The 24,982-nt window shown below is 47.9% G+C and carries 21 protein-coding genes; 9 read left to right on the top strand and 12 right to left on the bottom strand.

Going from position 1 to position 24,982, the window contains the following annotated elements:
- Nucleotides 1–21: 21 nt before the first annotated feature.
- The 5 genes from AC0KH7_RS04710 to AC0KH7_RS04690 all read right to left on the bottom strand — a co-directional run bounded on the left by AC0KH7_RS04710 (nt 22) and on the right by AC0KH7_RS04690 (nt 5,407).
- On the bottom strand, nt 22–1,704 hold the full coding sequence (locus AC0KH7_RS04710) for a hypothetical protein (RefSeq protein WP_472371161.1): 1,683 nt from the start codon (nt 1,702–1,704) through the stop codon (nt 22–24).
- Nucleotides 1,705–1,821: 117 nt separating this feature from the next.
- A complete protein-coding gene (locus AC0KH7_RS04705) occupies nt 1,822–2,490 on the bottom strand; it encodes a hypothetical protein (protein WP_472371159.1) in 669 nt (222 codons plus the stop codon).
- 104 nt (nt 2,491–2,594) lie between these two features.
- Complete coding sequence (locus AC0KH7_RS04700; protein ID WP_472371157.1) at nt 2,595–3,464, bottom strand: hypothetical protein; 870 nt, start codon at nt 3,462–3,464, stop codon at nt 2,595–2,597.
- Nucleotides 3,465–3,707: 243 nt separating this feature from the next.
- The gene (locus tag AC0KH7_RS04695) at nt 3,708–4,355 is read right to left on the bottom strand and encodes a hypothetical protein (RefSeq protein WP_472371155.1); all 648 of its coding nucleotides are present in this window, start codon (nt 4,353–4,355) and stop codon (nt 3,708–3,710) included.
- Nucleotides 4,356–4,849: 494 nt separating this feature from the next.
- Nucleotides 4,850–5,407 carry a molybdopterin-dependent oxidoreductase gene (locus AC0KH7_RS04690; protein ID WP_472371153.1) on the bottom strand — a complete coding sequence of 186 codons (558 nt, stop codon included), beginning with the start codon at nt 5,405–5,407 and terminating at the stop codon, nt 4,850–4,852.
- Nucleotides 5,408–5,589: 182 nt separating this feature from the next.
- Between AC0KH7_RS04690 and cls the strand changes: the two genes are divergently transcribed.
- Nucleotides 5,590–7,005, top strand: coding sequence for a cardiolipin synthase (gene cls / locus AC0KH7_RS04685; RefSeq protein WP_472371151.1), 1,416 nt, complete (start codon nt 5,590–5,592; stop codon nt 7,003–7,005).
- 20 nt (nt 7,006–7,025) lie between these two features.
- Here cls and AC0KH7_RS04680 read toward each other — a convergent pair whose 3' ends face one another.
- Nucleotides 7,026–8,741, bottom strand: a complete 1,716-nt coding sequence (locus AC0KH7_RS04680) for a chloride channel protein (protein ID WP_472371149.1) — start codon at nt 8,739–8,741, stop codon at nt 7,026–7,028.
- Between the two features lie 227 nt (nt 8,742–8,968).
- Between AC0KH7_RS04680 and AC0KH7_RS04675 the strand changes: the two genes are divergently transcribed.
- A complete protein-coding gene (locus tag AC0KH7_RS04675; RefSeq protein WP_472371147.1) occupies nt 8,969–10,447 on the top strand; it encodes an MFS transporter in 1,479 nt (492 codons plus the stop codon).
- A gap of 136 nt (nt 10,448–10,583) precedes the next feature.
- Nucleotides 10,584–11,324 carry an endonuclease/exonuclease/phosphatase family protein gene (locus AC0KH7_RS04670; RefSeq protein WP_472371145.1) on the top strand — a complete coding sequence of 247 codons (741 nt, stop codon included), beginning with the start codon at nt 10,584–10,586 and terminating at the stop codon, nt 11,322–11,324.
- A gap of 21 nt (nt 11,325–11,345) precedes the next feature.
- Here AC0KH7_RS04670 and AC0KH7_RS04665 read toward each other — a convergent pair whose 3' ends face one another.
- Nucleotides 11,346–12,308 carry an SLAC1 anion channel family protein gene (locus tag AC0KH7_RS04665; protein WP_472371143.1) on the bottom strand — a complete coding sequence of 321 codons (963 nt, stop codon included), beginning with the start codon at nt 12,306–12,308 and terminating at the stop codon, nt 11,346–11,348.
- A gap of 410 nt (nt 12,309–12,718) precedes the next feature.
- On the opposite strand from AC0KH7_RS04665, the gene AC0KH7_RS04660 reads away from it, so the two are divergent.
- Nucleotides 12,719–13,411, top strand: coding sequence for an MBL fold metallo-hydrolase (locus tag AC0KH7_RS04660; protein WP_472371141.1), 693 nt, complete (start codon nt 12,719–12,721; stop codon nt 13,409–13,411).
- 78 nt (nt 13,412–13,489) lie between these two features.
- On the opposite strand, the gene AC0KH7_RS04655 is transcribed toward AC0KH7_RS04660, so the two are convergent.
- Nucleotides 13,490–13,915: an FKBP-type peptidyl-prolyl cis-trans isomerase gene (locus tag AC0KH7_RS04655; protein WP_472371139.1), complete on the bottom strand. Its 426-nt coding sequence runs from the start codon at nt 13,913–13,915 to the stop codon at nt 13,490–13,492.
- Nucleotides 13,916–14,004: 89 nt separating this feature from the next.
- Between AC0KH7_RS04655 and dnaQ the strand changes: the two genes are divergently transcribed.
- Both dnaQ and AC0KH7_RS04645 read left to right on the top strand, forming a co-directional pair.
- The gene (gene dnaQ, locus AC0KH7_RS04650; RefSeq protein WP_472371137.1) at nt 14,005–14,700 is read left to right on the top strand and encodes a DNA polymerase III subunit epsilon; all 696 of its coding nucleotides are present in this window, start codon (nt 14,005–14,007) and stop codon (nt 14,698–14,700) included.
- 102 nt (nt 14,701–14,802) lie between these two features.
- Nucleotides 14,803–15,384 (top strand): pyrophosphohydrolase domain-containing protein, encoded by a 582-nt coding sequence (locus tag AC0KH7_RS04645; RefSeq protein WP_472371135.1) that lies wholly within the window; start codon nt 14,803–14,805, stop codon nt 15,382–15,384.
- Nucleotides 15,385–15,406: 22 nt separating this feature from the next.
- On the opposite strand, the gene rnhA is transcribed toward AC0KH7_RS04645, so the two are convergent.
- Together rnhA and AC0KH7_RS04635 are read right to left on the bottom strand one after the other, a co-directional pair.
- Nucleotides 15,407–15,850, bottom strand: coding sequence for a ribonuclease HI (gene rnhA, locus AC0KH7_RS04640; RefSeq protein ID WP_127119893.1), 444 nt, complete (start codon nt 15,848–15,850; stop codon nt 15,407–15,409).
- 7 nt (nt 15,851–15,857) lie between these two features.
- Entirely contained in the window at nt 15,858–16,640 is a 783-nt protein-coding gene (locus AC0KH7_RS04635; RefSeq protein ID WP_127120421.1) for a methyltransferase domain-containing protein, read from the bottom strand.
- 57 nt (nt 16,641–16,697) lie between these two features.
- Here AC0KH7_RS04635 and gloB point away from each other — a divergent pair, with 57 nt between their 5' ends.
- Genes gloB through AC0KH7_RS04620 form a run of 3 tightly spaced genes read left to right on the top strand, consistent with a single transcriptional unit; the run spans nt 16,698 to nt 21,152 of the window.
- Complete coding sequence (gloB, locus tag AC0KH7_RS04630; RefSeq protein WP_472371133.1) at nt 16,698–17,504, top strand: hydroxyacylglutathione hydrolase; 807 nt, start codon at nt 16,698–16,700, stop codon at nt 17,502–17,504.
- Nucleotides 17,497–19,149, top strand: a complete 1,653-nt coding sequence (locus tag AC0KH7_RS04625) for a lytic transglycosylase (protein ID WP_472371131.1) — start codon at nt 17,497–17,499, stop codon at nt 19,147–19,149. The genes gloB and AC0KH7_RS04625 overlap by 8 nt, the downstream gene beginning before the upstream one ends.
- A gap of 5 nt (nt 19,150–19,154) precedes the next feature.
- Nucleotides 19,155–21,152, top strand: a complete 1,998-nt coding sequence (locus AC0KH7_RS04620) for a lytic transglycosylase domain-containing protein (RefSeq protein ID WP_472371129.1) — start codon at nt 19,155–19,157, stop codon at nt 21,150–21,152.
- 265 nt (nt 21,153–21,417) lie between these two features.
- Here AC0KH7_RS04620 and cysS read toward each other — a convergent pair whose 3' ends face one another.
- The gene (gene cysS, locus AC0KH7_RS04615) at nt 21,418–22,788 is read right to left on the bottom strand and encodes a cysteine--tRNA ligase (protein WP_472371127.1); all 1,371 of its coding nucleotides are present in this window, start codon (nt 22,786–22,788) and stop codon (nt 21,418–21,420) included.
- Nucleotides 22,788–24,467: a glutamine--tRNA ligase/YqeY domain fusion protein gene (locus AC0KH7_RS04610; RefSeq protein ID WP_472371125.1), complete on the bottom strand. Its 1,680-nt coding sequence runs from the start codon at nt 24,465–24,467 to the stop codon at nt 22,788–22,790. The genes cysS and AC0KH7_RS04610 overlap by 1 nt, the downstream gene beginning before the upstream one ends.
- Nucleotides 24,468–24,982 lie beyond the last annotated feature (515 nt).

Below are 24,982 nucleotides of genomic sequence, written 5' to 3'. Positions count from 1 at the left end.
TGCGTCCGAACGAGCGCCTTGTTATGCATCTTCAAGGTTTACACCGAACCTCTTAACTCGTATTTTATTAATTTCGCTCTCAGAGGCAATCCTTCGTAGCGCCTCGGTAGCCCTACTAGCAATCTCCTTTTGTTGAACACTAGCATTACCAAACTGCCCAAATTTTAAACAGGTCGTAACAAAGGATGACAGGTGACGACCAGTTTCGGTTTTAAATAGGTTGTAATAATCATCGACAGATGTATTTGCTAAAACCACTTCGTCGCTTTGGTTCCAACCATTCTTTCCTGCAATTCTGTCTAAAACCTGTTTCGCGGTCTCAGTAGTAACAGACTGATTATAAGTATCGTGAAATTTATCTATTACTTCCTGATCGCTAATGTCACCAAAGACGTTATTTTCCTCTATGTTAAAGAGTTCAGTTTCGTCTTTTCTATTTTCTATGTATATGTCAATGATTTCGGATGCTTTATCGTTTTCACCTAATTCCTTAAACAATGAAACAGTGCCATTTAAATTCGTAGGTGTTATGTATTTACAGTTTTCCTTGAAGCTTTCATACAGCCCATTTATTACCTCATCGCCATTATCATTAAATGTATCATGGTAGAGACGCCAAGCATTTGAGAAAGATCTCTCAGATTTAGAAGCTACTATTTGCTGGTTTTTAGTAAATGCTTTTTCTTTGAACTCTTCTTCAACGAAGTAGCCGGTCTTGACAGCTTCTGCCAACAATATATCTAGCTCATCCGTGAGCTGATAGTTATATGCTTGCAAGGTAGTTTGCCACTTCCTCTGTTGCTCGCTGACTTCTTCATCGCCTATACCGAGTAAGATATAGCCTTTGCTAGTTATAAACTCTAAAGGTGGTATTTCCTCATTTGAGTTTGAGCAGAAATAACTCCAGGCATATAGCACAAGCGAATGTAAGACTTGATCTGATATCTCCGGCTCAAAGCTTTCAGCCATAGGAAGGGCCAGAGTAACTAATCTCTCAATCTTTTTTAGAATACGTATATTTCGAATTCCAAGGCTTGTTGTTAGTTCTCTCAGCCTAAAATGGTTCGGTGTTTGTTCAGAATAAGCTATCGACGCACATTCTTCTGGATCAGGTGCAAACGCAAGCTCAATATCAATTACCTTTTCGCGGTATTTTTCATAATCTTCTAAGCCTTCCTCTCCGTCGTTAAGAAGCAAAACTACCTTACACTTCTTTTGCTCTTTTAGTAGTGACACTAACCCTAAAACATCTTTTATTTCTAGACCCCTTCCTTTTCTTTCTAAGTCATCAATGCAAATGAGTGTGCTATTTAGTGACAAGAACGAGATAGTCTCAATTGCTGGGCTAAATGACTTAACAATAGGAGCCCCCTTAAACAAATTGAAAGATTGCCTTCCTAATGATTCGATTAGACTTGCAGTATTATTCTTGAAAGTTTCAATACTTGCCTCAGTGCCAATAATTTCTCGCTTAACGACATTTTCAAAAATTGTATACTTAAAAGCTTCTAAAGAGTTGATGCCAAAAAGAGAAACATAAGAGTAGCGTTCGAGCTTTATTTTATTTTCAGAACGAGCCTCTTTAAGAAACCTCTTCCAGCTAAAGGTCTTCCCTACGCCCCACTCACCTTTGATAGCCATAACTTCTGGCTGATCTGAGGATAAAAACTGAAAGATTTGATCTTTAATTACTTCGACGGACATTGATGTTCCTTCAAAAATGCATAACGGGGTGGCGATAACCTGCGTGGCTTCGCGCACGAAAAATTTTAATTTTTAGGGCGTGGAACACGTCTGGTTGAGTGTATTGTTAGAGCACATTTACTCAGGCTCAGAAATAAATTCAAGAAACGTGTCGCCCAAACTAGTAGTGCGTTTCTGTCCTAAACCATGACTACTCATCATTGTATGCATACCGTCGGTATTTACCAATCCACGCGAATATAGATCTTTCCAAAGCTGGTCATACAGGTCTTGACGACCCCGCAAGTTAGGCATGTTATGTTCCAACACGCTACTCAAGCCGCCCATGCTCACATTCGGCGGAGGAGTTGGTGCCTGAAACAGCTTTAATATTTGAATGTGCAACTCTGTTAGAGTATCCACAAAATTCAAAAATAGGTGTTGCATCATCTCCTCTGGTGCTTGACCAGTTGCAATGTTCATGATGGCGTTGCGAAGAGCTGCCAGCTTTTCCTCTTGGTGTGTTCTCAATGCCAGCTGTGATGCATACATGGTTGCAGAAATGAATTGTTCGTTTTCATGAAGTTCCTCTAGATTAAGGCCTTTCTCTTCTAGTTCTTGTAGTTTTTCTCCAACTTGGTTCATCCATTCCGCACGACGCCTTTCAAGCGGAGGCTGTACAACGTTTTGGAAAAGCTCCACAGTTGCACCACCCAGTACTGGAATAGCTGACAATCCAGCTTTGACAACTGAGTGAGTAATGTCTCCTTTGGATCGCGATGGTGCTTCCAATTTTTCTTTATCCATTAATGTTTCTCACGTGCTCTAACGGGGTGGCGATAACCTGCGTGGCTTCGCGCACGAAAAATTTTAATTTTTGGGGCGTGGAACACGTCTGGTTGATTGCATTGTTATGCCCCTCTTTGTGAAAATACATATGAATCCGGCATATTAGGTTTTTCATTTGCATGTACCTCCACGATCTTCAGTTGGTAGCCGCATTCACTCATTGCATCCAGTGGCAACTCGATATAGCTGCTTGGGCCATTATTTATTGGTTGCGGTCCTAAACCCTCCCAAACCCGGTACAAAGCTCTATATTCACACTCAATTCCGTAATCTTTCCCAGACAGATAAAACGAGCAAAGCCGAGAAATCCCTTTTAGAATGAACTCTCGGTTGTATTTCTCACGAACACAGCTGGTTAAATCAGACAACAACTTGATTGGCGTACCTTCAGTTTGTTCATACTGAATTTTTCTTAGGTTTGGATTTGATGCCGTAATTTCGATCTTCAATCTAACGCCATCACAGGCAGCAAAGTTACTCCAGAAATATTCCTCTTGCTTCTCAGTTAATGCCACATCTGTAAAGGAGGCATAGAAAGTGTTAGGCATTATCAAATGTTTGTACTTCGGGTCTCCATTTTCATCTTGTTCGAGATAGCCTTGCAAATTATGCGTTTCACAAAAGGTGACGATTTCACCTTCATTGTAGCGCCCAGCAATATTACTAAGACGGAAAATCTTAGTACCAAGTATATTTTCAGCGGCAGATCGTGACGTGTAGTGGTAAACAGTTGCAGCCCCAATGCTGGGCCACAAGTGATTGGTTATAGCATCTGATAGCTTCGCATTGGGCTTAACCAAGTCGGAAACTGTTTTATCAGTAATCGTGATGTCTGAGAGGGTTATTTGTTCTTGAACACCATTTTCCACCAGAACCTTATTTATATCTGCTACCAGTTCGTTCATTCTTTGGATTTGTTCAAGAGGTGTCACAGGCTTTCCTTAAAGGCATAACGGGGTGGCGATAACCTGCGTGGCTTCGCCGCCGAAAAATTTTAATTTTTTGGTGGTGAAACACGTCTGGTTGATTGCATTGTTATGAGGCACGCAAGTGCGTCATGGCAAGGCGATCTTAGCGCCACCCCGTTATGAGCGCGCGCTTGCGTGCGCTCATAACGTCCAAGCTGTACGGCGCAAACGAAGCGCAGCGTAATTTGCGTCCGAACGAGTGCCTTGTTAGGCATTATTGTTACCAAGATATTCTGACACGCCATCTAAAAAAGGCGCTAAACGCCAATAAGCGTGCTTTGACTGCTCAATTTCAACATCAAGTTGCTTGTTTGCCTCGGTTTCTATGTGAGCCAAGTTCCGTAATTCATAGGTTCTCTTAATATCCTCCGAATAAGATTCCTCCAAAAAGCCTATCCGAACAGCACAATCAACTTTGTCTTTGAATGGGATAGAATTCTTTGGGGTTTTTGCGTCTCTGTAGACACAAGTGAATAAATCCTCATCACCGTACTGCATTTTAGTAAGACTACCGAATGCGTTCACTGGCTTATAGGCTTTATGTGTTTGCAGTTGAAGCACTTCTGCGTGATCTTTAAATACGCCCCATAAAAGGTTTGTAATTACAGCTTCATAAATTGATGCGTACTGCATTATTTGAAATTTCACAAATGGATGCTGTTCATCGCCCTGCACGAAGGTGGCCTCCATTAATTTGTATGTGTAACGAGCTGAATAGAATGCCCTTCCTAATCTATTGCGTAGTTCAATATCCTCTATAAAAAGGAACTTGTCGATGTGCCACTGAATGTTTCCTGGCAGGTCTCTGACGCAGTATTCATGTATCAAATTTCTTGTTGATTCTTCTAAAGGCATTTCGTTTCCTTGAGTTGCCTAACGGGGTGGCGATAACCTGCGTGGCTTCGCGCACGAAAATTTTAACTTTTGGGCGTGAAACACGTCTGGTTGATTGCATTGTTATGAGGCACGCAAGTGCGTCATGGCAAGGCGATCTTAGCGCCACCCCGTTATGAGCGCGCGCTTGCGTGCGCTCATAACATTTAGTATAAGGCACTTTTGCCTTGTTATTCGATATTGAAACGAGTTTCCAGGTCTTTTTCTAGGCTATTGTTTAAACCTGTCAAATTGACTGTTTATTGAGTACTGGGCTATTTTTCCTGTCAAAACCATCGTTCTGTTATTTCTGTAAATATACTAACTGAAACAGTCTTAATAATTAAACAAAAAATATAGCAACCCATCACTGTATGATGGATACATATAATTATTTTTCAATTAATTTAACCAGGCCTGGGCGTTTTTGACACTCTCGAACCGCTTACTTAATTAGCTGTTCGAGAGTTGTGGTTTTACGGTTCCAGCTTTCGGACTTCAATATGAGTTAGCCATTTCACCTGACGTGCGCCGGTGCGGAAATCGCCGGTGGGCATCAAGGCGAACTGGCCTTCTTTTTCGTCCAACAGCTTTCCGTCTCGAGCGTAATATACCATCACGCCATCGCCGTCTTGACGGTTGAAGATCTCTCCCCAGGAATAGGTCACCCAATAAGGGTCGGTGGCCTTGGCGATAATGGCGAGTTTACGGAAGTCTTTCGGATGGCTCACATTCAACCCGGCTTCCAGCAAAATCGTTTTCAACGGGACGCCGGTCAGGCTTTCCATTTGCCCTTTATTGGCACCGCTTTGACAGACAATGGCAATATCGTTCACCTGTTTGGATTGCTTCATGGCCTGCAAATCCTTCAAGCTGAGCGTCAACGGTTTTTTCACCGCACCGCTCACGGTCAGTACCGTGCTCATCTCGCCTTTTTCATCCACGGCCGATACGGTGTTCATCGCCATCATGCCCATCAATAACGCGGCGACACCCGCCACTTTCATACATTTTTGAAACAACATCGTTTTCATTTCTCCTCGTTCATTGTGTGGCGTAAAGCCACTTGCGCCTGCGCAAACCAACCTTGCGACATCAGCACAGTTTATCAAAATATACTTTAGTACATATCGAATTTTACAACACCACCGAAAAGCTTTTCATCCGGATGATAAGGCGGTATGCTAACCGACATCGCAACGAATGCCGTCCGACTATGCAAATTGAATTACAACAGTTTTGGGTGCTCTTCTATTTTGTCTACATCTTTCTGGTGCTGTCGGCCGTGGTGCACATGCTTTACCAACGGCGTTCGCCGCAAAACCTCACCGTCTGGCTACTGACATTACTGCTACTGCCCTACCTCGGCGTGTTCCTTTACCTGATTTTCGGTTCCCGAAAAGTCCTATACAAGCGCAATAAACCGAACATCATCATTCCGGCCAACACCAATAATGACACCATTCTGCCCGGCGATAACCGCTTGGCGCGTCAAATCGACCGTTTGTTGATTGCCGACCAAATCGCCAGCACCACTCGCCATAATCGGGTCGAGTTTTTCGACGATTCCTGTCGGACCTTCGAACGATTTATGCACGCTTTGCAAAACGCGCAACAATGCATTCACATCGAAACCTACATTCTCGAACTGGACGCCACCGGCCAGCGCATTCTCGACGCCCTGGTCGAAAAAGCCCGGCAAGGTGTGGAAGTACGCTTGCTGATGGATTCCATCGGTTCCTTCGCGCTCTACCGCAACCCCAAAGCGCTTCAAGCCTTGACCGATGCCGGCGGACACTATGCATTCTTTCAGCCGGTGTTCAAAAACCTGTTCAACAGCCAAGTCAACTTGCGAAACCACCGTAAAATCTATCTGTTCGACCACCACATCGGTTTCACTGGCGGCATGAACCTGTCCAACGACTACCTTGGCACCGAAGCCGACAAACCGGCCAATGACCGCTGGAAAGATTTGCTGTTCCGCATGGAAGGCCCGGTGCTGGCGCACTATCACATTGTTTTCAATGAAGATTGGTTTTACACCACCGAAGAAAAACTGCCGCTGCCGAACCAATGGCCCAAGCACGAGGCGCAAGGCGAACTGGTGCAAGCCATCCCTTCCGGGCCGGATATTCACAAAGATGCATTGTTCGAATCCTTGCTGCAAGGGCTGTATGCGGCGGAAGATGACATTCTCATCGTCTCGCCCTATTTCATTCCGGACAGCTCGGTGATGAACGCCTTGATGATTGCGATTAAACGCGGTGTGCGGGTGACGCTGGTGACGCCGGAGAAATCCGACCATTTGATTTTCGACCTCGGCCGCAGTTCGTATATGCGCGAACTCTGCGAGGCCGGTGGGACGCTGCATTTCTACAAAGGGAAAATGCTGCACGCCAAGCTGGTGCTGGTGGACCGAAAAGCGCTGATGTTCGGCACCGCCAACTTGGATTATCGTTCGCTGTTCATCAACCACGAACTGGCGAACTGGGTTTACGGGGAAGCCCTGATTGAACAAACCTGGCAATGGGTGGCGGAATTAATCGAGAATAGCCAGCCTTATCGACTGTCCGCCAGCCGTGGACGTCGCCTGTTTGAAAACTTCACCCGGATTTTCGCACCGATTCTCTAGTGTAAGCTCTGAAAAACCTGTCAGCGCAATAAATCCGCGGTCTTCCGGGAAGCGCGGGCGATGTCATCGGCACTGAGAATCCCGATAATGCTCTCAACCTTTTCTGAATGCGCACTGTCGTCGCTGACCAAGGCATAATCCACTTCTGCCAGATTCATACAATGCATGGCTTCCACCAGCCCTTCATTCGGCGAAACGACAACATAAGGCTTTGGAGACGCAGTGGTCGGCAAAGTGACTTGCGGCGGAATCACGCCTTGGATACGATTGTCTTGAAGCTGCAACCCAATTTGCGGTGACGCCTGAGCCGTGTCGCCGTCGGACACCACCCGAAATTGGGGCGTCATCACGTCCCGAACCTGTCGTGCCACATCGATGGCGGCTTGCAAGCCTTCCGGCACCGGCTGACCGCGCCGAATCAATTTCAAGGTATAAATACTTTCCGCCGACAAACGTTTGCGCACCGCATAGGCCGTAACCGCACTGAGGATAATCGGCAAAATCGCATTGTAATCCCGCGTCATTTCAAACGTCATGACCGTTGCGGTAATCACCGCGCCGGTCGCACTGCCGACCATCGCCACCATGCCTGCCAGCGCAAACGCCGCCGGTTCAATCGACAGTTCCGGGAACAACATCTGCGCAAACTGACCGATGGCCGCGCCCAGCGTGCCACCGAGAAAGAATGCCGGTGAAAACACCCCGCCCGATGCGCCCGACCCCAGCGTTAAAAACGTGGCCAGCATCTTAGCCGCGAACAGCAATAACAAAAACCAAGGGTTCCCGAGTGTGCCGTTCAGAAGATCGGTAATGGTCGCATACCCTACACCTTGCACATAATAATGGCCGCTGAAATGCTGGAACAGATAGAAAATCACCCCTACGAAAAACATCCCGGTGACATGACGGGTGTAATAATTGCCCGGCATGCTGTCGAAACGGTCTTCCGCCCAATAGATACCACGCACGAAAAACGCCGACACCACCCCCATCAGCAAACCGAATGGAATGAAAATCATCAACTCGCCAAACGGCACCTGATCGAATGTCGGCATTTGCAGCGCCGGAATATCAAACGCCGGGGTCATGCCCAGCAGAAACCGCCCAGTGTGCGTCGCCACCACCACCGCCAACGCGACCGGCAATAAGGTCGTGGCACTGATCGACACCAGTAATAATTCCACGGCAAAGACGATGCCGCCCAAAGGCGCGTTGAAGGTGGCGGCAATTCCGGCGGCGGCACCTGCCGCCACCAAGGTGACGCGCTGATGCACCGGCAAGGTCACCCATTGTGCGATCGCCGAGGCAAAGGCCGCCCCGATTTGAATAATCGGCCCTTCCCGCCCGACGGAACCGCCGCTCCCGATGGAGATGGATGAAGCAAGGGATTTGACAATCGCCACCACCGGCCGGATTTTGCCGCCTTCGTAATGAATGCTGTAAATGACCTCGGGCACGCCGTGGCCTTTGGCTTCCGGCGCAAAATTTTTCACCAACCAGGCCACCACCAACGCGCCTAACATCGGTGCCAGAATAATCCAAGCGTCCCACGGGCTGGCCTCGGTATGCACATTGGCATCGTAATACGGCGAGAATTCGCCTAAGAACAGGAAGTTGTGAATCAAACCGATCAGCATGCGAAAGCCCCAGGACGCAATGCCGCCCATAATGCCGATTAGAATCGCTAATAAGCTGAGGGTCAGAAGGCTTTGAGAGTCTCTTTCGTTGGGTTTCATGCCAAAAATCTTTCAGAAGGTTTGATTTACAAGTTTGAATTTACGAATAAGTTAATATCACTGAGAGTATAGCAAACCCGATAAAAAACCGTGTTGTTAAATCTCGACACTCCAGTTAAGGCTCAAACCGACATCATGCGTCAAAAAAACGTAAGGAAAACGTTATATTGCTCGGTCTCGGTTCGTCTATGATTAAAGATATCCTTTACCTTTAAAAGCCAACACCTATGACACAATTAACACAGTCAACCAACACGCCACAGCGAACACCGCAAGATTACATTGACGAATCGCCCATTTGGGCCGACGGCACACAAGTCCGCATGTCACCCATGACACAAATGCAATGGCGCATCTGGATGCTGGCGACCGCCGGCAAGTTTTTCGAAGGCATGGTGGTGTTCATGACCGGTGTTGCCTTGCCGTTGATTGTTCAAGAGTTTGACTTGGGCGCGCTGGAAAAAGGCGTCATCGGTGCTGCGATTCTGTTTGGCATTCTGGTCGGAGCCACCACGCTGGGCAGCCTATCGGACAAGTACGGGCGGAAGAAACTGTTTATTGTCGAACTGGTGTTGTTTGTGTTCTTTCTGGCGGCGCTCACCATCAGCCCCAGCTTTATTTTTCTGGCCATTGCGCTGTTCGGTGCCGGAATGGCTTTAGGCTGCGACTACCCCACGGCACATTTGGTGATTTCCGAAAGCATTCCCAGCCGAACGCGTGGCCGTTTGGTTTTGGGGGCCTTTGGGTTTCAAGCCGTCGGTGCCTTGGTCGGCACCATCATCGGTTTTTTGGTGCTCTACCTCAACCCGGAAGTCGAAGCCTGGCGCTGGATGTATGCGGCGGCCATCATTCCAGCGATACTGGTCATCGTCGGTCGCTTTTTTATCAATGAATCTCCGCACTGGTTAGTCGAAAAGGGAAATATGGCGCAAGCCGAACACGAGCTCGGCCGACTGCTGCAAAGAAGTCCGCAATACCCACACAGCATCAACCTAAGCCAACTTCCAGCTACGGAAGAAGATGAAAGCCACAAAAAATCGCACTTTTCAAAGCTGTTTAAGAAAAAACACCGTCGCGCCACCATTTTCGCGTCGGTGCCCTGGTTCTTGCAGGATTTGGGGACTTATGGCATCGGCATTTTCACTCCGATTATCCTCACCGCCACCTTCGGCCACAACACCATTGGAGACGATCGAAATATCGCCGACCTAGTGGAAAACACCCTGCAAAGCGCCAAACATGCGGCCTTTTTGGATGTATTACTGATTATCGGCATCTTGTTTGCTATTTTTCTGACCGATGTCGTCGGACGTATCAAACTGCAAATTATCGGGTTCATCGGCTGCGCCATCGGGTTGATACTGGTGGCGTTTTCGGAAAGCCTTTCCGGAGACTCGAAACTCTTCCTGATCTTTGTCGGTTTTATGCTGTTCAACTTCATGACCAATCTCGGCCCAAATGCTCAAACCTACCTGATTGCCGGTGAAGTCTTTCCCACCCGCATTCGTGGAATGGGCGCCGGGTTCGCGGCTTCTTTCGCTAAAATCGGTGCGGTCAGTACGGCATTTTTATTCCCGATTTTACTGGCCGATATCGGCACCGCGACCCTGCTGTATATTTTGGCGGGTACGTCGTTATTAGGCGCTTGGGTTACCTGGCATTACCGCATCGAAACTCGCGGCGTGAATCTCGACCGAATCGATTAAAACCCGACAATATTCAAGAAACGACCAGGCCTGGGGAAAATACGAAATGAGTCATAAAAGATTTCACCAGGCCTGGTCACTATTCTATAATCGGAACGGGAGATTCTTTTAATTTTCAGGCAGGCCTCTTAAACGCATGTACAAACCCAAGCTGACTCCGATTTCACACGATTTGTCGTCTAGCCAACTTGGCTTGGCGTTACCAAACCCGTTTCGCCTATTGACCTGGAACCTGCACAAAACCGACTTTGCGCATTACATTCATCGTCCTATCGAACAACTGCTCAACATTGAATCACCGCACTTGTTGTCTTTTCAAGAAGCCGCCACCCGCCCGATACAAAACCGTTTTTTCAATTTGCCGTTTGTGATGGCGCCCAACATCGAAACCCGTCAAAAGCATTTCGGCGTACTGACCGCTACTGAATTTGGCATGACGGCACAGCACCAATGCCTGACCCGCAGCCGTGAACTGGGCTGGACCACCCATAAAACCGCACTGGTGACCGAACACTGTTTACAGAACGGCGAAATGCTCACCCACATCAACATTCACGCGATTAATTTTGTGCCGAACCGGCTGTTTCAGCAGGAGTTGAATCTATTGTGGCACTTGATTGCCGAAAAGCCCGGGCCGATGATTGTCAGCGGCGACTTCAACACCTGGAATAAAACCCGGGTCGCCATGCTGGAAAAAGCCGTGCAACAACTCGGTCTCTCTGAAGTGTCCTATCCAGACACTCGGCCCATTCGTACCTTGAACCGACAAATTCTGGACTATGTTTTCTATCGCGGGCTGACGGTCAAATCGGCCCGTGCATTTCATGTCGAAGAGATTTCCGACCACAACCCGCTGGAAGTGGTCTTTGCGGTGTAATCAAATGATGCCTCCGGCTTTTTAGTGCCCCGGCGTACAGATATGACGATGACGAACCGCTTGAATCGTTTTCCAGGCGAACACCAGAATCATCAAACTCAACAAGCCTAACAACGCCATTCCGAGCCATTGATACAGCATGACATCGGTAAGATGAAACATTTTAAAAGAGGCAATGCTGATCGCCGCAATCGGAAACGTATAAGCCCAACAGGACAATGCGAATTTCACTTGCAGAAACTTCCCGGCTGACACCAGCATCAACAAGGTCATAAAGGCACCAAAGAAATACAATACACGCGCAAATCCATCCAGCACGCCACCGTTCAAAGCGATATACGAAATAAACCCAACCGCCGGCGGCGCAATGAAAATAAACAGCGTCGGAATCAACTTATCAATAATGGGCGGATGAAAGATAATGCGATTGAACAGAATCGCCATAATCACCGGCCAAAATACGATGCCGATTGAAAAGAAGAACCAACTGATTTCAGCCGGCGCGTGATGCACCCCCACAATCGGCACCAGAATGTTACCGACAATTGGAATAAACCAAGCTGGAGTGGAATGTTCAATCTTAAAGAAATCATGATGAATCCAGTGGTGCAACACCCATAAGGTCAATACGAGATGCGCCGCGACACCCACAGACCATAACCAGAAGGACAGTTGCGTTTGGCCAATGGCATAGAAAGCAATGCTCAGCAAAATCAAACTGATGCTGATGGCCGGCACAAAATTCATTTTAACGGGATGACGTATTTCCACCTGCACCGCGTCCGGGAAGCGCGCCACTTTTAACAAATAGGCGACCAGCAACCCAATAAACAACAGAGTGGCGATAGCCAATACCGCCTTCCCAGCCATTAAGGTCACCGATGCATTCACGGCCAAAAGCGCAATTGACAACCCGGTTATCCCCATCACCATACCGAAAAAACTGGCCGGGAAATACGGTAATCTGAATTCGTTATCAGTCATTTTTATACCCCTATTAGTTTAAGCTATCAACAATATAATACTCCTGAACTTTTCGATGAATCATGAATAAAAAATGACTCTCGATCGTTCGTAATAAACCCTTCATAAAGGCCAGTGACTGGCAAAACACTATTAAAACCATTAATTATTTCTATATGCATATCAGACGACCGCATGCCATAATGACTCACAATTCGATAAGGAGATCCGAGCGAACGACGCTTGTTTTAACGGAGTATTGAGAGCTTAAAATCTAATTTTATAAAAGATTATAAGTTGTTTTTATTATTAAACTTTTTTAGCCCAAACAGCATATTAGCGTTTGTTTATCCGGTTAAAAAAAGCGATAATCAGACCCGCGAATCGTTACGTTCGACATACGAACGAAAACGAAGACAAAGGAGACTTACATGAACATTCGACAACTTTTTGATTACGACACTTGGACTTACACCTATCTTATTTGGGACGAAGACACCAAAGAAGCCGCCGTAATCGATTCCGTACTTGAAAAAGTTGATCGTGACGAACAGCACATCAAAGAATTGGGATTGAACGTTAAATACCTGCTGGAAACACACATCCATGCCGACCACATTACCGGCGCTGGGCCGTTAAGAAAGCGCATCGGTGGTCAATTGGTGGTGCACAAGAACTCGGGTTCCGAGTGTGCGGACATTCTTGTGGTAGACGGTGACGTCTTCAAACTGGGTAACCAGGAAATTCATGTACTTCATACCCCTGGTCACACCAATAACGACATCACTTACAAAATCGACGGTGCGGTTTTCACCGGCGATACCCTGCTGGTCCGCGACTGCGGCCGTACCGATTTCCAACTGGGTGACAACGAGTCCATGTATCACTCACTGACGGAAATCCTGTTCAAGCTGCCGGAAGACACCATGGTGTTCCCAGCGCATGACTACAAAGGGTTCAGCCAATCCACCATCGGTGAAGAAAAATCCTTTAATGTCCGCGCCGGTAGCAATACGTCTTTTGAAGACTTCTCGACCATTATGGACAACTTGAATTTGCCGAACCCGAAACGCATCGACATCGCGGTTCCCGGCAACCTAAAATGCGGCAACTTGGACGACTGATTGATTTCAGCCAACACACGGCCATAAAAAAAGCCCCGGTTTCGGGGCTTTTTTGTATCCAGGGCTCAGAAGTTTAAATCAAGCGACTTCCACCACCTCAACACGGTATTCCAACGTTTGATTCGCCAATGGGTGATTACCGTCCAGATAAACTTTATCTTCATCCACTTCCACAATGCGGAATTGAATCATATTGCCTTCCGGGTCTTCGGTTTCCACCACTTCGCCAACCGCGATTTCCACTTGGTCATCGAAATTTTCCGGGGATGCATAGACAATCAAGTCTTCACGCGTCACGCCATAACCTTTTTCCGGCGGAATAGAGACCCTGGCTTCAAACCCCGGCTCTTCACCTTCCAAAAACTCTTCCAGCCCTTCGACGATTTCACCGTCACCGTGTACGTAATGCACCGGCTCACCACCAAACGTACTGTCGAGCAAGTCACCCTTTTCATTTTTCAACTCGTAATGAAACGTGACTTCACTCCCTTTTTTAATTCTCATACTCAGACTCTCAAAATTGCATTAAAATAGAAAACATTTAGCGTATTCTAACCGAAGAACTCTCAGAGATTAAGAGAAACAATTTAACCATGCGTCAAATACTACTGGATACGGAAACCACGGGCTTCGACCCAAAAACCGGCGACCGAATCATCGAAATCGGGGCCGTGGAACTGGTCAAACGAAAACTCACTCACAACAACTACCATCAATACATTCAGCCGGAACGCGACGTCCCACAAGACGCCATTGACGTTCACGGCATTACCAACGAATTTTTGACCGATAAACCGGTATTCGCTCAAGTGGTGGACGACTTTATGAATTTCGTCGCCGGGGCCGAACTCATCATCCACAACGCGCCTTTCGACGTGGGGTTTATCAACCACGAATTATCGATGCTGCCGGATAACAAATGGGGCACCATCGAAGCACACTGCAAAATTACCGACTCCTTGAAAATGGCTCGCAAAGCCTATCCCGGCCAACGGAATTCCCTGGATGCGCTCTGCAAACGCTTCGACATCGACAATTCCAATCGTACCTTGCACGGCGCCTTACTCGATTCCGAAATCCTGGCCGATGTTTACTTGGCCATGACCGGCGGACAGACGGATTTAATGCTGATGAATGAAGACCCCAACGCCAATCAAGCTCAAGAAGTTAACCTGAGCCATCAGCGGCCCCCCCTCAAGGTGCTTCGTGCGTCCGACACCGAACTCGAAGCCCACGCCAGCAAACTGGCCGCCATCAGCAAGGCAAGTGAACGCACCATTCAATGGTAGTCACCGGTCTTCACTTTTCCACTTAACACCCAAAACGGCCAGGCCTGGCCGTTTTTCAACCTGCGCTTCCAATATCTAAAAAAGCACACACAAGAGGCAACCATGCAACTGAGACAACAACTTTTCCGTGACGAACACACCAAAAGCATTTTTCTGGAACCCACCGCACAATGGCACCAGGTCGCTGGTAACGACGCCTCTCAACAACACGGCATCAACCATTTGTTTTTTTACGATGAAGAAGCCAAAGAGTTTTTCGATGCGTTTCAGGAAGATGACCTAACCGAACAATTGGATGCGTTGGGCGATATGCTGTTCGTTGCTTGGGGCATCACCCACCACCTAGCATTATCGGAACCGATGGCCGCCTCGCAGATGTCCATTCTCTATGTTCTGGACAAACTGCAACCGCAAGACCCCTTCGCGGTCAGCCAAGCGGTGTTTGAAGAAGTGGTGCGCTCAAACTTTTCCAAGTTCTGCCCCACGGAAGCAAAAGCGCAGCAAACCGTGCAGCACTATGCCGATACACTGGACGTTGACGTCCGCTACGACCAAGTGGACGACTTTTTCGTCATTCGCTGTTTAGCAGACCAGACCGGTCGAGACGGAAAACTTTACCGAAAAGATAAGATTTTAAAGTCGGTGGATTTTTTCGAACCGGATTTCAGCCACATTCAACTGTAATCCAGCGTGCCTTTTGGTCACCTTAGTTGGCGGCCATCAGTTCGTCCATGGCTAAGTTCGCCAATTCATCGACACGTTCGTTTTCATCATGACCGGCGTGACCTTTGACCCAGGCCCAGGTGACATCATGCGGTTTCAACGCTTCGTCCAAAGCCTGCCACAGGTCTTGATTCTTAACGGGCTTTTTAGCGGCGGTTCGCCAATTGTTACGTTTCCAATTCGCCATCCATTGGGTCACGCCATTTTTGACGTACTGCGAATCGGTGGTCAACGTCACCTTGCAAGGGCGTTTCAACGCTTTCAGCCCCTCAATGGCGGCGGTTAGCTCCATGCGATTATTGGTGGTGTCCGGCTCAGAACCTTTCAATTCTTTTTCAAATTCGCCAAAGCGTAATAACGCGCCCCAGCCACCGGGGCCGGGGTTGCCACGGCAGCCGCCGTCGGTAAAAAGTTCCACTTCCTGCATAGTGTTGTTATGAGTCCTTATCCATTCGTTGATGTCGGCTGGCACGATTCGAAACCACCGCCTGACGGCCTTTCGCGGCAATCAACCAGTTGGAAAGCCGCCAATTCAAGCCAACCGGCGTCGGCGATGCAATGCGTTTCTTCGCGAGAATGCAGTACACATTCCCGAAATCCAACCCCATTCGCCCCAATGTTTTTTCCATCGTTTCCACCCAACCCCAGGTGCCTCGTTCCGAATCATGCCGGGTCAAACAACTGATGGAGCTGTAGGTGACCTGTTCAATATCGTAGCCCAGCACACTCAACCAATCCACAACCCGATGAGCGCGAATCAGATTCGCCGCTTTGAAATGACGCCGATGCTCACCAAATCGATTACGCATGGTTCGACACCCCAAGGGATTAAAGCCGGTAATCAGCACATGCCCTTCCGCCAGCAACGCCGAATCCACCTGCCGCAACAAATGATAAGGGTCGGTCACGGACTCCAAAGTATGCGGCAATACAAATGCATCCACGGCATCGTTTCGAATCGGTAAATAGTCCATATCCGCCTGAACATACAAACCGTCGGTTTTCATCACAGGTTTGTCGTCCAGTAACACCTTACAGTTGACACGGCTGTTATCCAGCAAGCTTTCCGACGACACCCGCCCCAACTGCACTAAATACAGGCCAAAAACATGCGCTAAAGCGTGGTCAATTAAAGGCTTTTCCTGCCGGAATAACGACTGTCCTTTGGACGTCTGATAAAACCGATGTAAAAAGGATTGAAATGAAGGATTCGTCATCATTTTAACCGGCGGATTTGTTAGAATATCGCCATTATAACAATTAACGAGTGAGACATGAAAATCGTTGGCTTACCGACTCTTTCGGATAATTACACTTGGATCCTTCTCTCCGATAATCCGCAAGACAAGACCGCCTGGATCGTTGACCCGGGTGAAAGCCGAAAAGTCATCGACTATTTTCATCAAAACCAGCTGGAACTGGTCGGTATTTTGCTAACACATCATCATTATGATCATACCGCCGGAATTACAGCCGTGAGAGCAAAACTCGGAGACGTCCCCATTGTCAGTAATGCACATGGGCCCTATAAACCTGTTACCTACCCAGTCACGGACGGCGACGAGGTTATTGTGCATGATGAAACCTTCAAAGTGATGTCCACACCGGGCCACACCCACGAACACATCAGCTTTTACCATCCCAAAGCCTTATTGTGCGGTGATGCAATGTTTACCGCCGGCTGCGGAAAAACCTGGACGCAAGCTCCGGGAGTCATGGCACAATCCCTTTTAAAAATTCGTGAACTGCCGGATAGCTGTAACGTATACTGCGGCCATGAATACACTTACGCCAACCTCAACTTCGCCATGTTGGCCGAACCGGACAACCTTGATATGGCAGCACGACAGGTCGAGGTCAAGCATAAAACACAGCGTGGCGAACCCTGTGTGCCGGCCTCACTGGGCATTGAGAAGAAAACCAACCCGTTTCTGCGCTTCGACCAATCGCCACTGAAGGAAACGCTGGCCGCCCGTGCCGGAAAAGCGGAACTGACCAACGAACAGGCTTATGCAACCTTAAGAGCCTGGAAAGATGAACTTGATAACACTGGAACCCTTGAGGCCGGACTGAATGACTAAGACGCTTCGTAACCTGTTCAACCCGTGGATAAAATTCACCGTAATCAGCACGCTCTTAGTGCTGAACGGCTGTAGCCACCTTCCCTATCAAGACATTGATACCACGGCACAACAGGCATCCCAACAAAACCAACCCAAACTACCGATTACCGACCCCATTCTCACGGAAAATCGCGAAACAGACGCGTTTGAAAGCTCCATTCAGGAGTCCACGGAACGCTTTACTGCGCTGAAATCCAACCAAAACCTGTCCAATCAACTGGATCGCGCCTTAGTGTTTTCCCAAGAGGCACCGGAATATAACGACCTGTGGCAGGAAATCAGCGAACACCTGTTCCTCGCGCCGGCCAATAGCGAAAACTATCAGGACTACATGAGCTATTACATCAACAAAAAACGCTATCTGAAGCGCGTCTCGGTCCGGGCTAAACCTTACCTTTACTTCATTCTTCAAGAAGTCAAAAAACGTCAAATGCCCTATGAAATCGCGCTTCTGCCAATTGTGGAAAGCGGTTACTACCCCTATGCACGCTCTTACATGAGCGCGGCCGGTCTCTGGCAGTTCATGCCGGCCACCGGTCATATGTATGGCCTACACCAAAACTGGTGGTACGACGGGCGGCAAGATGTATATCGCAGTACCCAGGCGGCATTGGATTATCTTCAAGCCCTTTATGCCCAAAACGATTATGACTGGCTGCTCGCCCTAGCCTCCTACAACAGTGGCTACGGCAATGTTTTGAAAGCGCAACGCCGTTTCCTTAAAAAACACCCGAACGGCGACCCGAACTTTTGGAATATCCGTCCTTATCTGCCGAAAGAAACCCAGCATTATGTGCCGCAGCTTTTGGCGATATCCAACCTCGTCAGCCATCAAAAAACCTATCAACTGGAACTGGAACCCGTTCCCAACGAACCTTATTTCAAAAAAGTTCAGGTCTCGGATCAAATCAGCTTGCCGAAAGTCGCTCAGGCCACTCAAACCTCGCAAGATATGCTGAAAGTACTCAATCCGGGTTACCTGCGTTTGGCGACCCCACCGAAAGGCAAACATCCCTTGCTGTTACCGATTGACGTGGCCGATGCCTTCGAAGCGGAATATTTGGCCAGTCCTGACGACTATGAAGTCACCTGGGTTCGTCACAAAATTCGTTCCGGGGAAAGCCTCAGTGTCATCGCTTACCGTTATCGAACCTCCAGCCGCGAGATTCAAAAACTGAATCATATGAAAGGCAGCTTTCTCCGGGCCGGTAAAACCTTACTGATTCCGTTGCCGCAAAATCACCAAATCGCTTTGCGTTCAGCGGATAAGTCGAAAAAATACACCGGCAACAAGCATGTCCACACCGTTCGTTCTGGCGAAAGCCTCTGGACCATTGCTAAATATTACAATACGTCCCCCAGAAAACTATGCGAATGGAACGGCATTAGCATTCGCAAGCCTATTTACAGAGGTCAGCAGTTGGTCATTCACTCCAACCGATATGGTCGAAAAGTGTCCTACACTTTAAAAGAAGGAGAAAGCTTATGGGTCGTGGCGCAAAAATACCGGGTCACCACTCAAGAACTTTGCAACTGGAATGGCCTCAAAAAAAGTGCCGTATTACAGCCGGGAACCAAACTCAAAGTTTGGGTTAAGAGTTAAAGGTTATGCTCAGAAAAAAGCAACGACGCTTAAACCACATCCTAACAATGCTTTTTTTTGTCGCCTTCGGCGTTCAGCCGGCGTCGGCTTCAACGCCCGCCCCATCTCAACTGACTCAAAACCAACGCACCTTTCTCGATGCCTATGAAGCCATCAAAGCCAATGACCGGCCACTGATTGCAAAATACCAGGCCGAATTAAAAAACTACCCACTGTACCCTTATGTGGTGTACCTGGACTACAAATACCACATTAAAGACACGCCGCCGGCCCTAATCCAACAGTTTCTCGACAACCACCCAAACAGCCCGTTACCATTTTTCTTAAAACGAAAGTGGCTCTACTACCTGGGAAAAACCCACCAGTGGTCACAATACTTAAAAGAATACGAACCGGGCCAATACAGCTCCAATACCCTAAAATGCTATGACTTGCGCGCACAAATGCAAGTACAACATACCGAAAAAACCGATCAACAAATGCAGCATTTGTGGCAGAGCCAACTCAAACTGCCAAGCACTTGCCAACCGGTAAAGCAATACTTACGTAAACACAAACTGATTACCGGTTCCATGGTTTGGGCCAAAGCCCAGCTAGCGATGAAAAAAGGCAAGCTCAAGTCGGCCAAGAAAATTGGACGCGATCTATCGGCACATGATCGCAAGGCTTTGAACTACTGGATTAAAACCTTTCGAAACCCGAAGAACGTCACACGCGACATGCCATCCTATATCTCGCCGGTGATTCGCAAAGCGATTTTTCAACAAGGCATTCAAAGACTGTCATACTCCAAGCCGGAACTGGCCTTGGAAACCTTGAAAAAACGCGCTGAACAGTACGGACTTAGCCATCAGGAAGAGAGCCACTTACAAAGCCGTGTAAGCCTTCGTTTCGCTTACCAGTACCACCCGAAAGCCAGTGAATACCTCGCTCAAATCGACCGAGCCGGTAAAGACGAACGCACACTGGAATGGGAGTTGCAAGTCACCATCCGCGAGTCCAACTGGGTCAATTATCTGGATCTTTATGCCTTGTTACCACCGGAAGAACAAACCAAATCCCGTTGGCTTTATTGGAAAGCCCGCGCCCTGTCGGAACTGAACCAAAAAGCCGATGCCCGCCCCATTTTTCAAACCCTGGCCAAACAACGCAGTTTTTACGGTTTCCTGTCCGCCGACCGCTTGGACCAGCCTTACCGTTTCAACCCGACCCCCAGTCAGAAAAAAGACTTTGCGAAAATGGTTAAAAAGTATCCTCAGCTGGCCGTTATCCAGGAACTGATCGATATTCAATGGAAACTCAGTTTGAAGCGCGAGTGGTACCACCTACTCAAGCACATCGATGAAGACGACTTCGAAGCCATTGCCAACTTCATGGCGGATTGGGATCAGCATAACCTGGCGATTCAGACCGTCTCCCGCGTTAAAAAGTGGGATGACTTATCTTTGCGTTTCCCGACACCTTATCGTGAACCGGTGATGCAGGCCGCCAACAAAAATACCCTCGACCCGGCTTGGGTATATGGTATCATGCGCCGGGAAAGCGCTTTCTCGCCCACCATCAGTTCTCCGGTCGGCGCTGTCGGCCTGATGCAACTTATGCCGAAAACCGCCCGTTATATCGGCCGAAAAATTGGGCTGAAAAAACGCCAGTACACCCGCCTAACCATTCCAGAGTCCAATATCGAGCTGGGCAGCGCCTACTTAAGTTATTTGAGTGAAAAGTATAATGGCAGCCGTGTTTTAGCCACCGCCGCTTACAATGCCGGGCCGGCACGTGTTGACCGCTGGATTCCTGAAGACAAAGTGCTTTCGGCCGACCAATGGATTGAAACCATTCCGTTTTCCGAAACGCGCGCTTATGTCAAAGCCGTGTTGGAATACACCACCATCTTCAAATCGATGCTGAACAAGAAGTACGACCGTCTGGAAAACTTCATGCACCCAATCGGACATCACAAAGCGCTGTCGCAAACAGAGAAACGTAACACGCCAAATTCTTGATACCAAACAGCTAAGCTAATGAAAATTCTGAGAAATTCGAGATAAAAAAAAGCCTCAGGGACAAGCTGAGGCTTTAAATACATTATTTCTTTTTAATAACAAGAAATAATCAGAGGAGGATACTCATGAAGAAACATGAATGGCCCCATGTTATTAGAAAAAACTTATATTGTCAAACCCTAATATGAAAAAAGTTTAAAAATAACAGCAACTTATTCCCATACTTTTAAAAAGGTTATAAGCAACCACTAACTATTTGATTGCATTAAACTCTTCGCCAACTGGTGCCTTGCGGGCTATCCAGCAATTCGATTCCCTGCTCCAGAAGCTGGTCACGAATCTCATCGGAACGTGCGAAATTTTTCGCTTGTCGCGCGTCGGCACGCTCCTGAATCAGCTGTTCAATCACCTCATCGGTTAATTCAGAATCGGACGGCTGCGATTTAAAAAACGCTTCCGGCGTCATTCCCAACAAGCCCAAACGGTTTGCCAATTGTTTCAACAAAACGGCCAGGCCTGGTGATTTTTGTTTATTAACCTCTTTCGCCAACTCAAACAGCACCGCCAGCGCTTGCGGGGTATTGAAATCATCGTTCATCGCCTCGACAAACTCGTCGGTAAAACTCGTTGATGCTTCTGCATCACCCGTCAACTCTACCGCCTCCAAAGCCGAATACAAACGCCCGACACTCGCTTTAGCCACATTCAAGTTCTCTTCGGAATAATTCACCGGACTACGGTAATGGCTCGCCAACAGGAAATAACGAATCACTTCCGGATGATACTGTTTCAACACTTCACGAATGGTAAAAAAGTTGCCCAACGACTTCGACATTTTTTCGTCGTCGATGCGTACGAAGCCGCAGTGCATCCAAGTATTCACATAATGCTCACCGGTCGCGCACTCCGACTGGGCAATTTCATTTTCATGGTGCGGAAAACTTAAATCCAATCCACCGCCATGAATGTCGAAGTGATTCCCCAAACACTTGGTGGACATGGCCGAACACTCAATGTGCCAACCGGGACGACCCTCTCCCCACGGAGATTGCCAAGCCGGTTCGTTTTCTTTCGACGCTTTCCACAGCACAAAATCCAATGGATCTTTTTTAAAGGCGTTCACTTCAATTCGCGCACCGGAATCCAGCTCTTCAATGTGCTTACCGGACAGACGACCATAATCGTCGTCGGCTTTGACATGAAAATACACATCGCCATTCTCCGCCGGATAAGCGTAGCCCTTATCGACCAGGCTGGCGATCATCTGCTCAATGTCCTGCATGTGCTCCGTGGCTTTCGGCTCCATATCGGGGCGCAACACATTCAACGCTTTTTCGTCTTCGTGCATGGCATCGATAAAACGGGCAGTCAATTCCTGAATCGGTTCTTTGTTTTCCAACGCCCGTTGGATAATTTTGTCGTCAATGTCGGTGATGTTACGCACATACGTCACGTCATAGCCCAACGCGCGCAAATGGCGCACTACCGTATCGAATACCACCATCACTCGTGCATGGCCGACATGGCAATAGTCGTACACCGTCACCCCGCAGACATACAAGCCCACTTGATTTTCATGAATGGGTTTAAAGATTTCTTTTTGTCGTGTTTCGGTATTGTAAATTTGTAACGCCACTACTTTTGACTCCACGTATCTCTTAGACCAACGGTTTTATTGAACACCAACGCGTCTCCGGCTTGGTTGTCACGGCAGAAATATCCTTCGCGCTCAAACTGGTAAGCTTGTTCCGACTTGGCATCATTCATGCCCGGTTCGACAAACCCGCTTTTCACCACCAATGATTCAGGATTGAGGACGGCTTCAAAATCGTCCTCCTTGGCCGGATTGGCTACCGAAAACAAACGATCGTACAAACGGAACTCCGCCGGTAAGGCTTTCGACGCTTCAACAAAGTGAATGACCCCCTTCACTTTACGCCCATCGGCTGGATTCTGCCCTAAAGTCTCCGGGTCGTAAGAGCCATAAACCGTGGTGATATTACCGTCCGCATCCGTGTCGGCACGTAAACCTTTGACGACGTAAGCATTTCGCAAACGTACTTCCTTATCCAAAGCCAGGCGTTTCCACTTCTTGTTTGGCGCTTCTTCAATGAAGTCGGCTCGGTCAATATACAATTCACGGCTAAAGAAGATGTCACGCGTTCCCATCTCTTCATTTTGCGGATGAATCGGGGCTTGCAGCGTTTCCACCTGATCGTCCGGATAATTTTCAATAACGAGTTTAATTGGGTCAATCACGCCCATCGTACGCGGGGCCACCACATTCAAATCGTCACGAATCGCCGCTTCCAGAATGCCCATTTCCGTCATACTGTCCACTTTGGAAATGCCGATACGCTCTGCGAAGTCACGAATCGCCGCCGGCGTTACGCCACGGCGGCGCAAACCGGATAAGGTCGGCATACGCGGATCATCCCAACCCGATACCAGACCGTCATCCACCAACTGCATCAATTTACGTTTGGACATGACCGTATATTCCAAGTTCAAACGTGAAAACTCGTACTGGAACGGACGATCCGGTTTATTGAAATCGTCTAAATGTTCCAACAACCAGTCGTAAATCCGGCGGTTATCCTGAAATTCCAAGGTACACAGGGAATGCGTCACGCCTTCAATGCCGTCGGAAATACAGTGTGCGAAATCGTACATCGGGTAAATGCACCACTGATCGCCGGTTTGGTGATGGTGGGCGTAACGGATGCGATACAGCGTCGGGTCTCGCATGCACATGAAAGACGAGGCCATATCAATTTTGGCACGCAGTACGCACTCCCCTTCTTGAAACTCACCGTTTTTCATCTTAGCGAACAAGTCCAGATTTTCCGCGACCGACGTGTCACGATACGGGCTGTCTTTGCCTGGTTCAGTCAGGGTGCCACGGTATTCACGCGTTTGTTCGGCATTCAAAAAACACACATACGCCAAGCCCTTTTCAATCAACTCCACGGCATAATCATGAAATTTTTGAAAATAATTGGACGAATAACGCGGCTCACCGGCCCATTGAAAGCCTAACCAGGTCACGTCTTCTTTAATGGCATCGACATACTCGACGTCTTCTTTGGTCGGATTCGTGTCGTCAAAACGCAGGTTGCAGCCGCCCTGATAATCTTCCGCCAACCCGAAGTTCAAACAGATTGATTTCGCGTGCCCGATGTGCAGGTAACCATTCGGCTCCGGCGGGAAACGCGTAATGACCGTTTCGTATTTGTGATTCGCTAAATCGTCATCGATAATGTTGCGAATAAAATTGGTGGGTTTATCAACAGCGGCGTTCGTGTTTTGACTCATGTTCAAAAAAACCTATCGAAAATATCAGAAAATTGGGTGCAATTGCTGCCGCGATAACGAAACCAAACGAACTGGATTCGTTGCGCCAACGCATACGTTTAGAATAACGAAATATTATAGCATTAAAAAACTGCCGGATTCCCGCAACTGTAAACGAATTTCCCAATTTGAGTCATGACGAATCCCTGAGTCAGACGCCCCAAATTCGTACGCCTTTTTCATAGCTTAATTACGCCTATTTCAACACTTTCTGAACCGATTGACACCATCCAAAAGACCCATCGTGTTAAAATTCCAATCTACAAATTAACCTAACACATGATGAGAGCTTTGCACGAGATGGATGCACGGATAAAAATGGCTAAAATTTCCCTGAATGTCGTTGAAAAACTGGCGAATAGCCAGCTATTCGCTGCGTTTTCCGCCTAATTCAAAAAAATTTTATCTCATTTTTCTATCGCTCCCCACTCATGCAAAGCTCTCATAATGACACTCGGCCCGATCTCAAACGGGCT

The organism is Hydrogenovibrio sp. (assembly GCF_965140365.1).
Classification (GTDB): domain Bacteria; phylum Pseudomonadota; class Gammaproteobacteria; order Thiomicrospirales; family Thiomicrospiraceae; genus Hydrogenovibrio.
This window is presented reverse-complemented; position numbering and strand designations above follow the sequence as displayed.

What these genes read in the sequence shown, in the direction of transcription:
- AC0KH7_RS04645 (WP_472371135.1), top strand. Translation starts at nt 14,803, where the DNA reads ATGCAACTGAGACAACAACTTTTCCGTGACGAACACACCAAAAGCATT.
- AC0KH7_RS04660 (WP_472371141.1), top strand. Translation starts at nt 12,719, where the DNA reads ATGAACATTCGACAACTTTTTGATTACGACACTTGGACTTACACCTAT.
- AC0KH7_RS04610 (WP_472371125.1), bottom strand. Translation starts at nt 24,467, where the DNA reads ATGAGTCAAAACACGAACGCCGCTGTTGATAAACCCACCAATTTTATT.
- rnhA (WP_127119893.1), bottom strand. Translation starts at nt 15,850, where the DNA reads ATGCAGGAAGTGGAACTTTTTACCGACGGCGGCTGCCGTGGCAACCCC.
- gloB (WP_472371133.1), top strand. Translation starts at nt 16,698, where the DNA reads ATGAAAATCGTTGGCTTACCGACTCTTTCGGATAATTACACTTGGATC.
- AC0KH7_RS04665 (WP_472371143.1), bottom strand. Translation starts at nt 12,308, where the DNA reads ATGACTGATAACGAATTCAGATTACCGTATTTCCCGGCCAGTTTTTTC.
- AC0KH7_RS04690 (WP_472371153.1), bottom strand. Translation starts at nt 5,407, where the DNA reads ATGAAAACGATGTTGTTTCAAAAATGTATGAAAGTGGCGGGTGTCGCC.
- AC0KH7_RS04710 (WP_472371161.1), bottom strand. Translation starts at nt 1,704, where the DNA reads ATGTCCGTCGAAGTAATTAAAGATCAAATCTTTCAGTTTTTATCCTCA.
- dnaQ (WP_472371137.1), top strand. Translation starts at nt 14,005, where the DNA reads ATGCGTCAAATACTACTGGATACGGAAACCACGGGCTTCGACCCAAAA.
- cls (WP_472371151.1), top strand. Translation starts at nt 5,590, where the DNA reads ATGCAAATTGAATTACAACAGTTTTGGGTGCTCTTCTATTTTGTCTAC.
- AC0KH7_RS04625 (WP_472371131.1), top strand. Translation starts at nt 17,497, where the DNA reads ATGACTAAGACGCTTCGTAACCTGTTCAACCCGTGGATAAAATTCACC.
- AC0KH7_RS04705 (WP_472371159.1), bottom strand. Translation starts at nt 2,490, where the DNA reads ATGGATAAAGAAAAATTGGAAGCACCATCGCGATCCAAAGGAGACATT.
- AC0KH7_RS04655 (WP_472371139.1), bottom strand. Translation starts at nt 13,915, where the DNA reads ATGAGAATTAAAAAAGGGAGTGAAGTCACGTTTCATTACGAGTTGAAA.
- AC0KH7_RS04635 (WP_127120421.1), bottom strand. Translation starts at nt 16,640, where the DNA reads ATGACGAATCCTTCATTTCAATCCTTTTTACATCGGTTTTATCAGACG.
- AC0KH7_RS04680 (WP_472371149.1), bottom strand. Translation starts at nt 8,741, where the DNA reads ATGAAACCCAACGAAAGAGACTCTCAAAGCCTTCTGACCCTCAGCTTA.
- AC0KH7_RS04695 (WP_472371155.1), bottom strand. Translation starts at nt 4,355, where the DNA reads ATGCCTTTAGAAGAATCAACAAGAAATTTGATACATGAATACTGCGTC.
- AC0KH7_RS04675 (WP_472371147.1), top strand. Translation starts at nt 8,969, where the DNA reads ATGACACAATTAACACAGTCAACCAACACGCCACAGCGAACACCGCAA.
- AC0KH7_RS04620 (WP_472371129.1), top strand. Translation starts at nt 19,155, where the DNA reads ATGCTCAGAAAAAAGCAACGACGCTTAAACCACATCCTAACAATGCTT.
- AC0KH7_RS04670 (WP_472371145.1), top strand. Translation starts at nt 10,584, where the DNA reads ATGTACAAACCCAAGCTGACTCCGATTTCACACGATTTGTCGTCTAGC.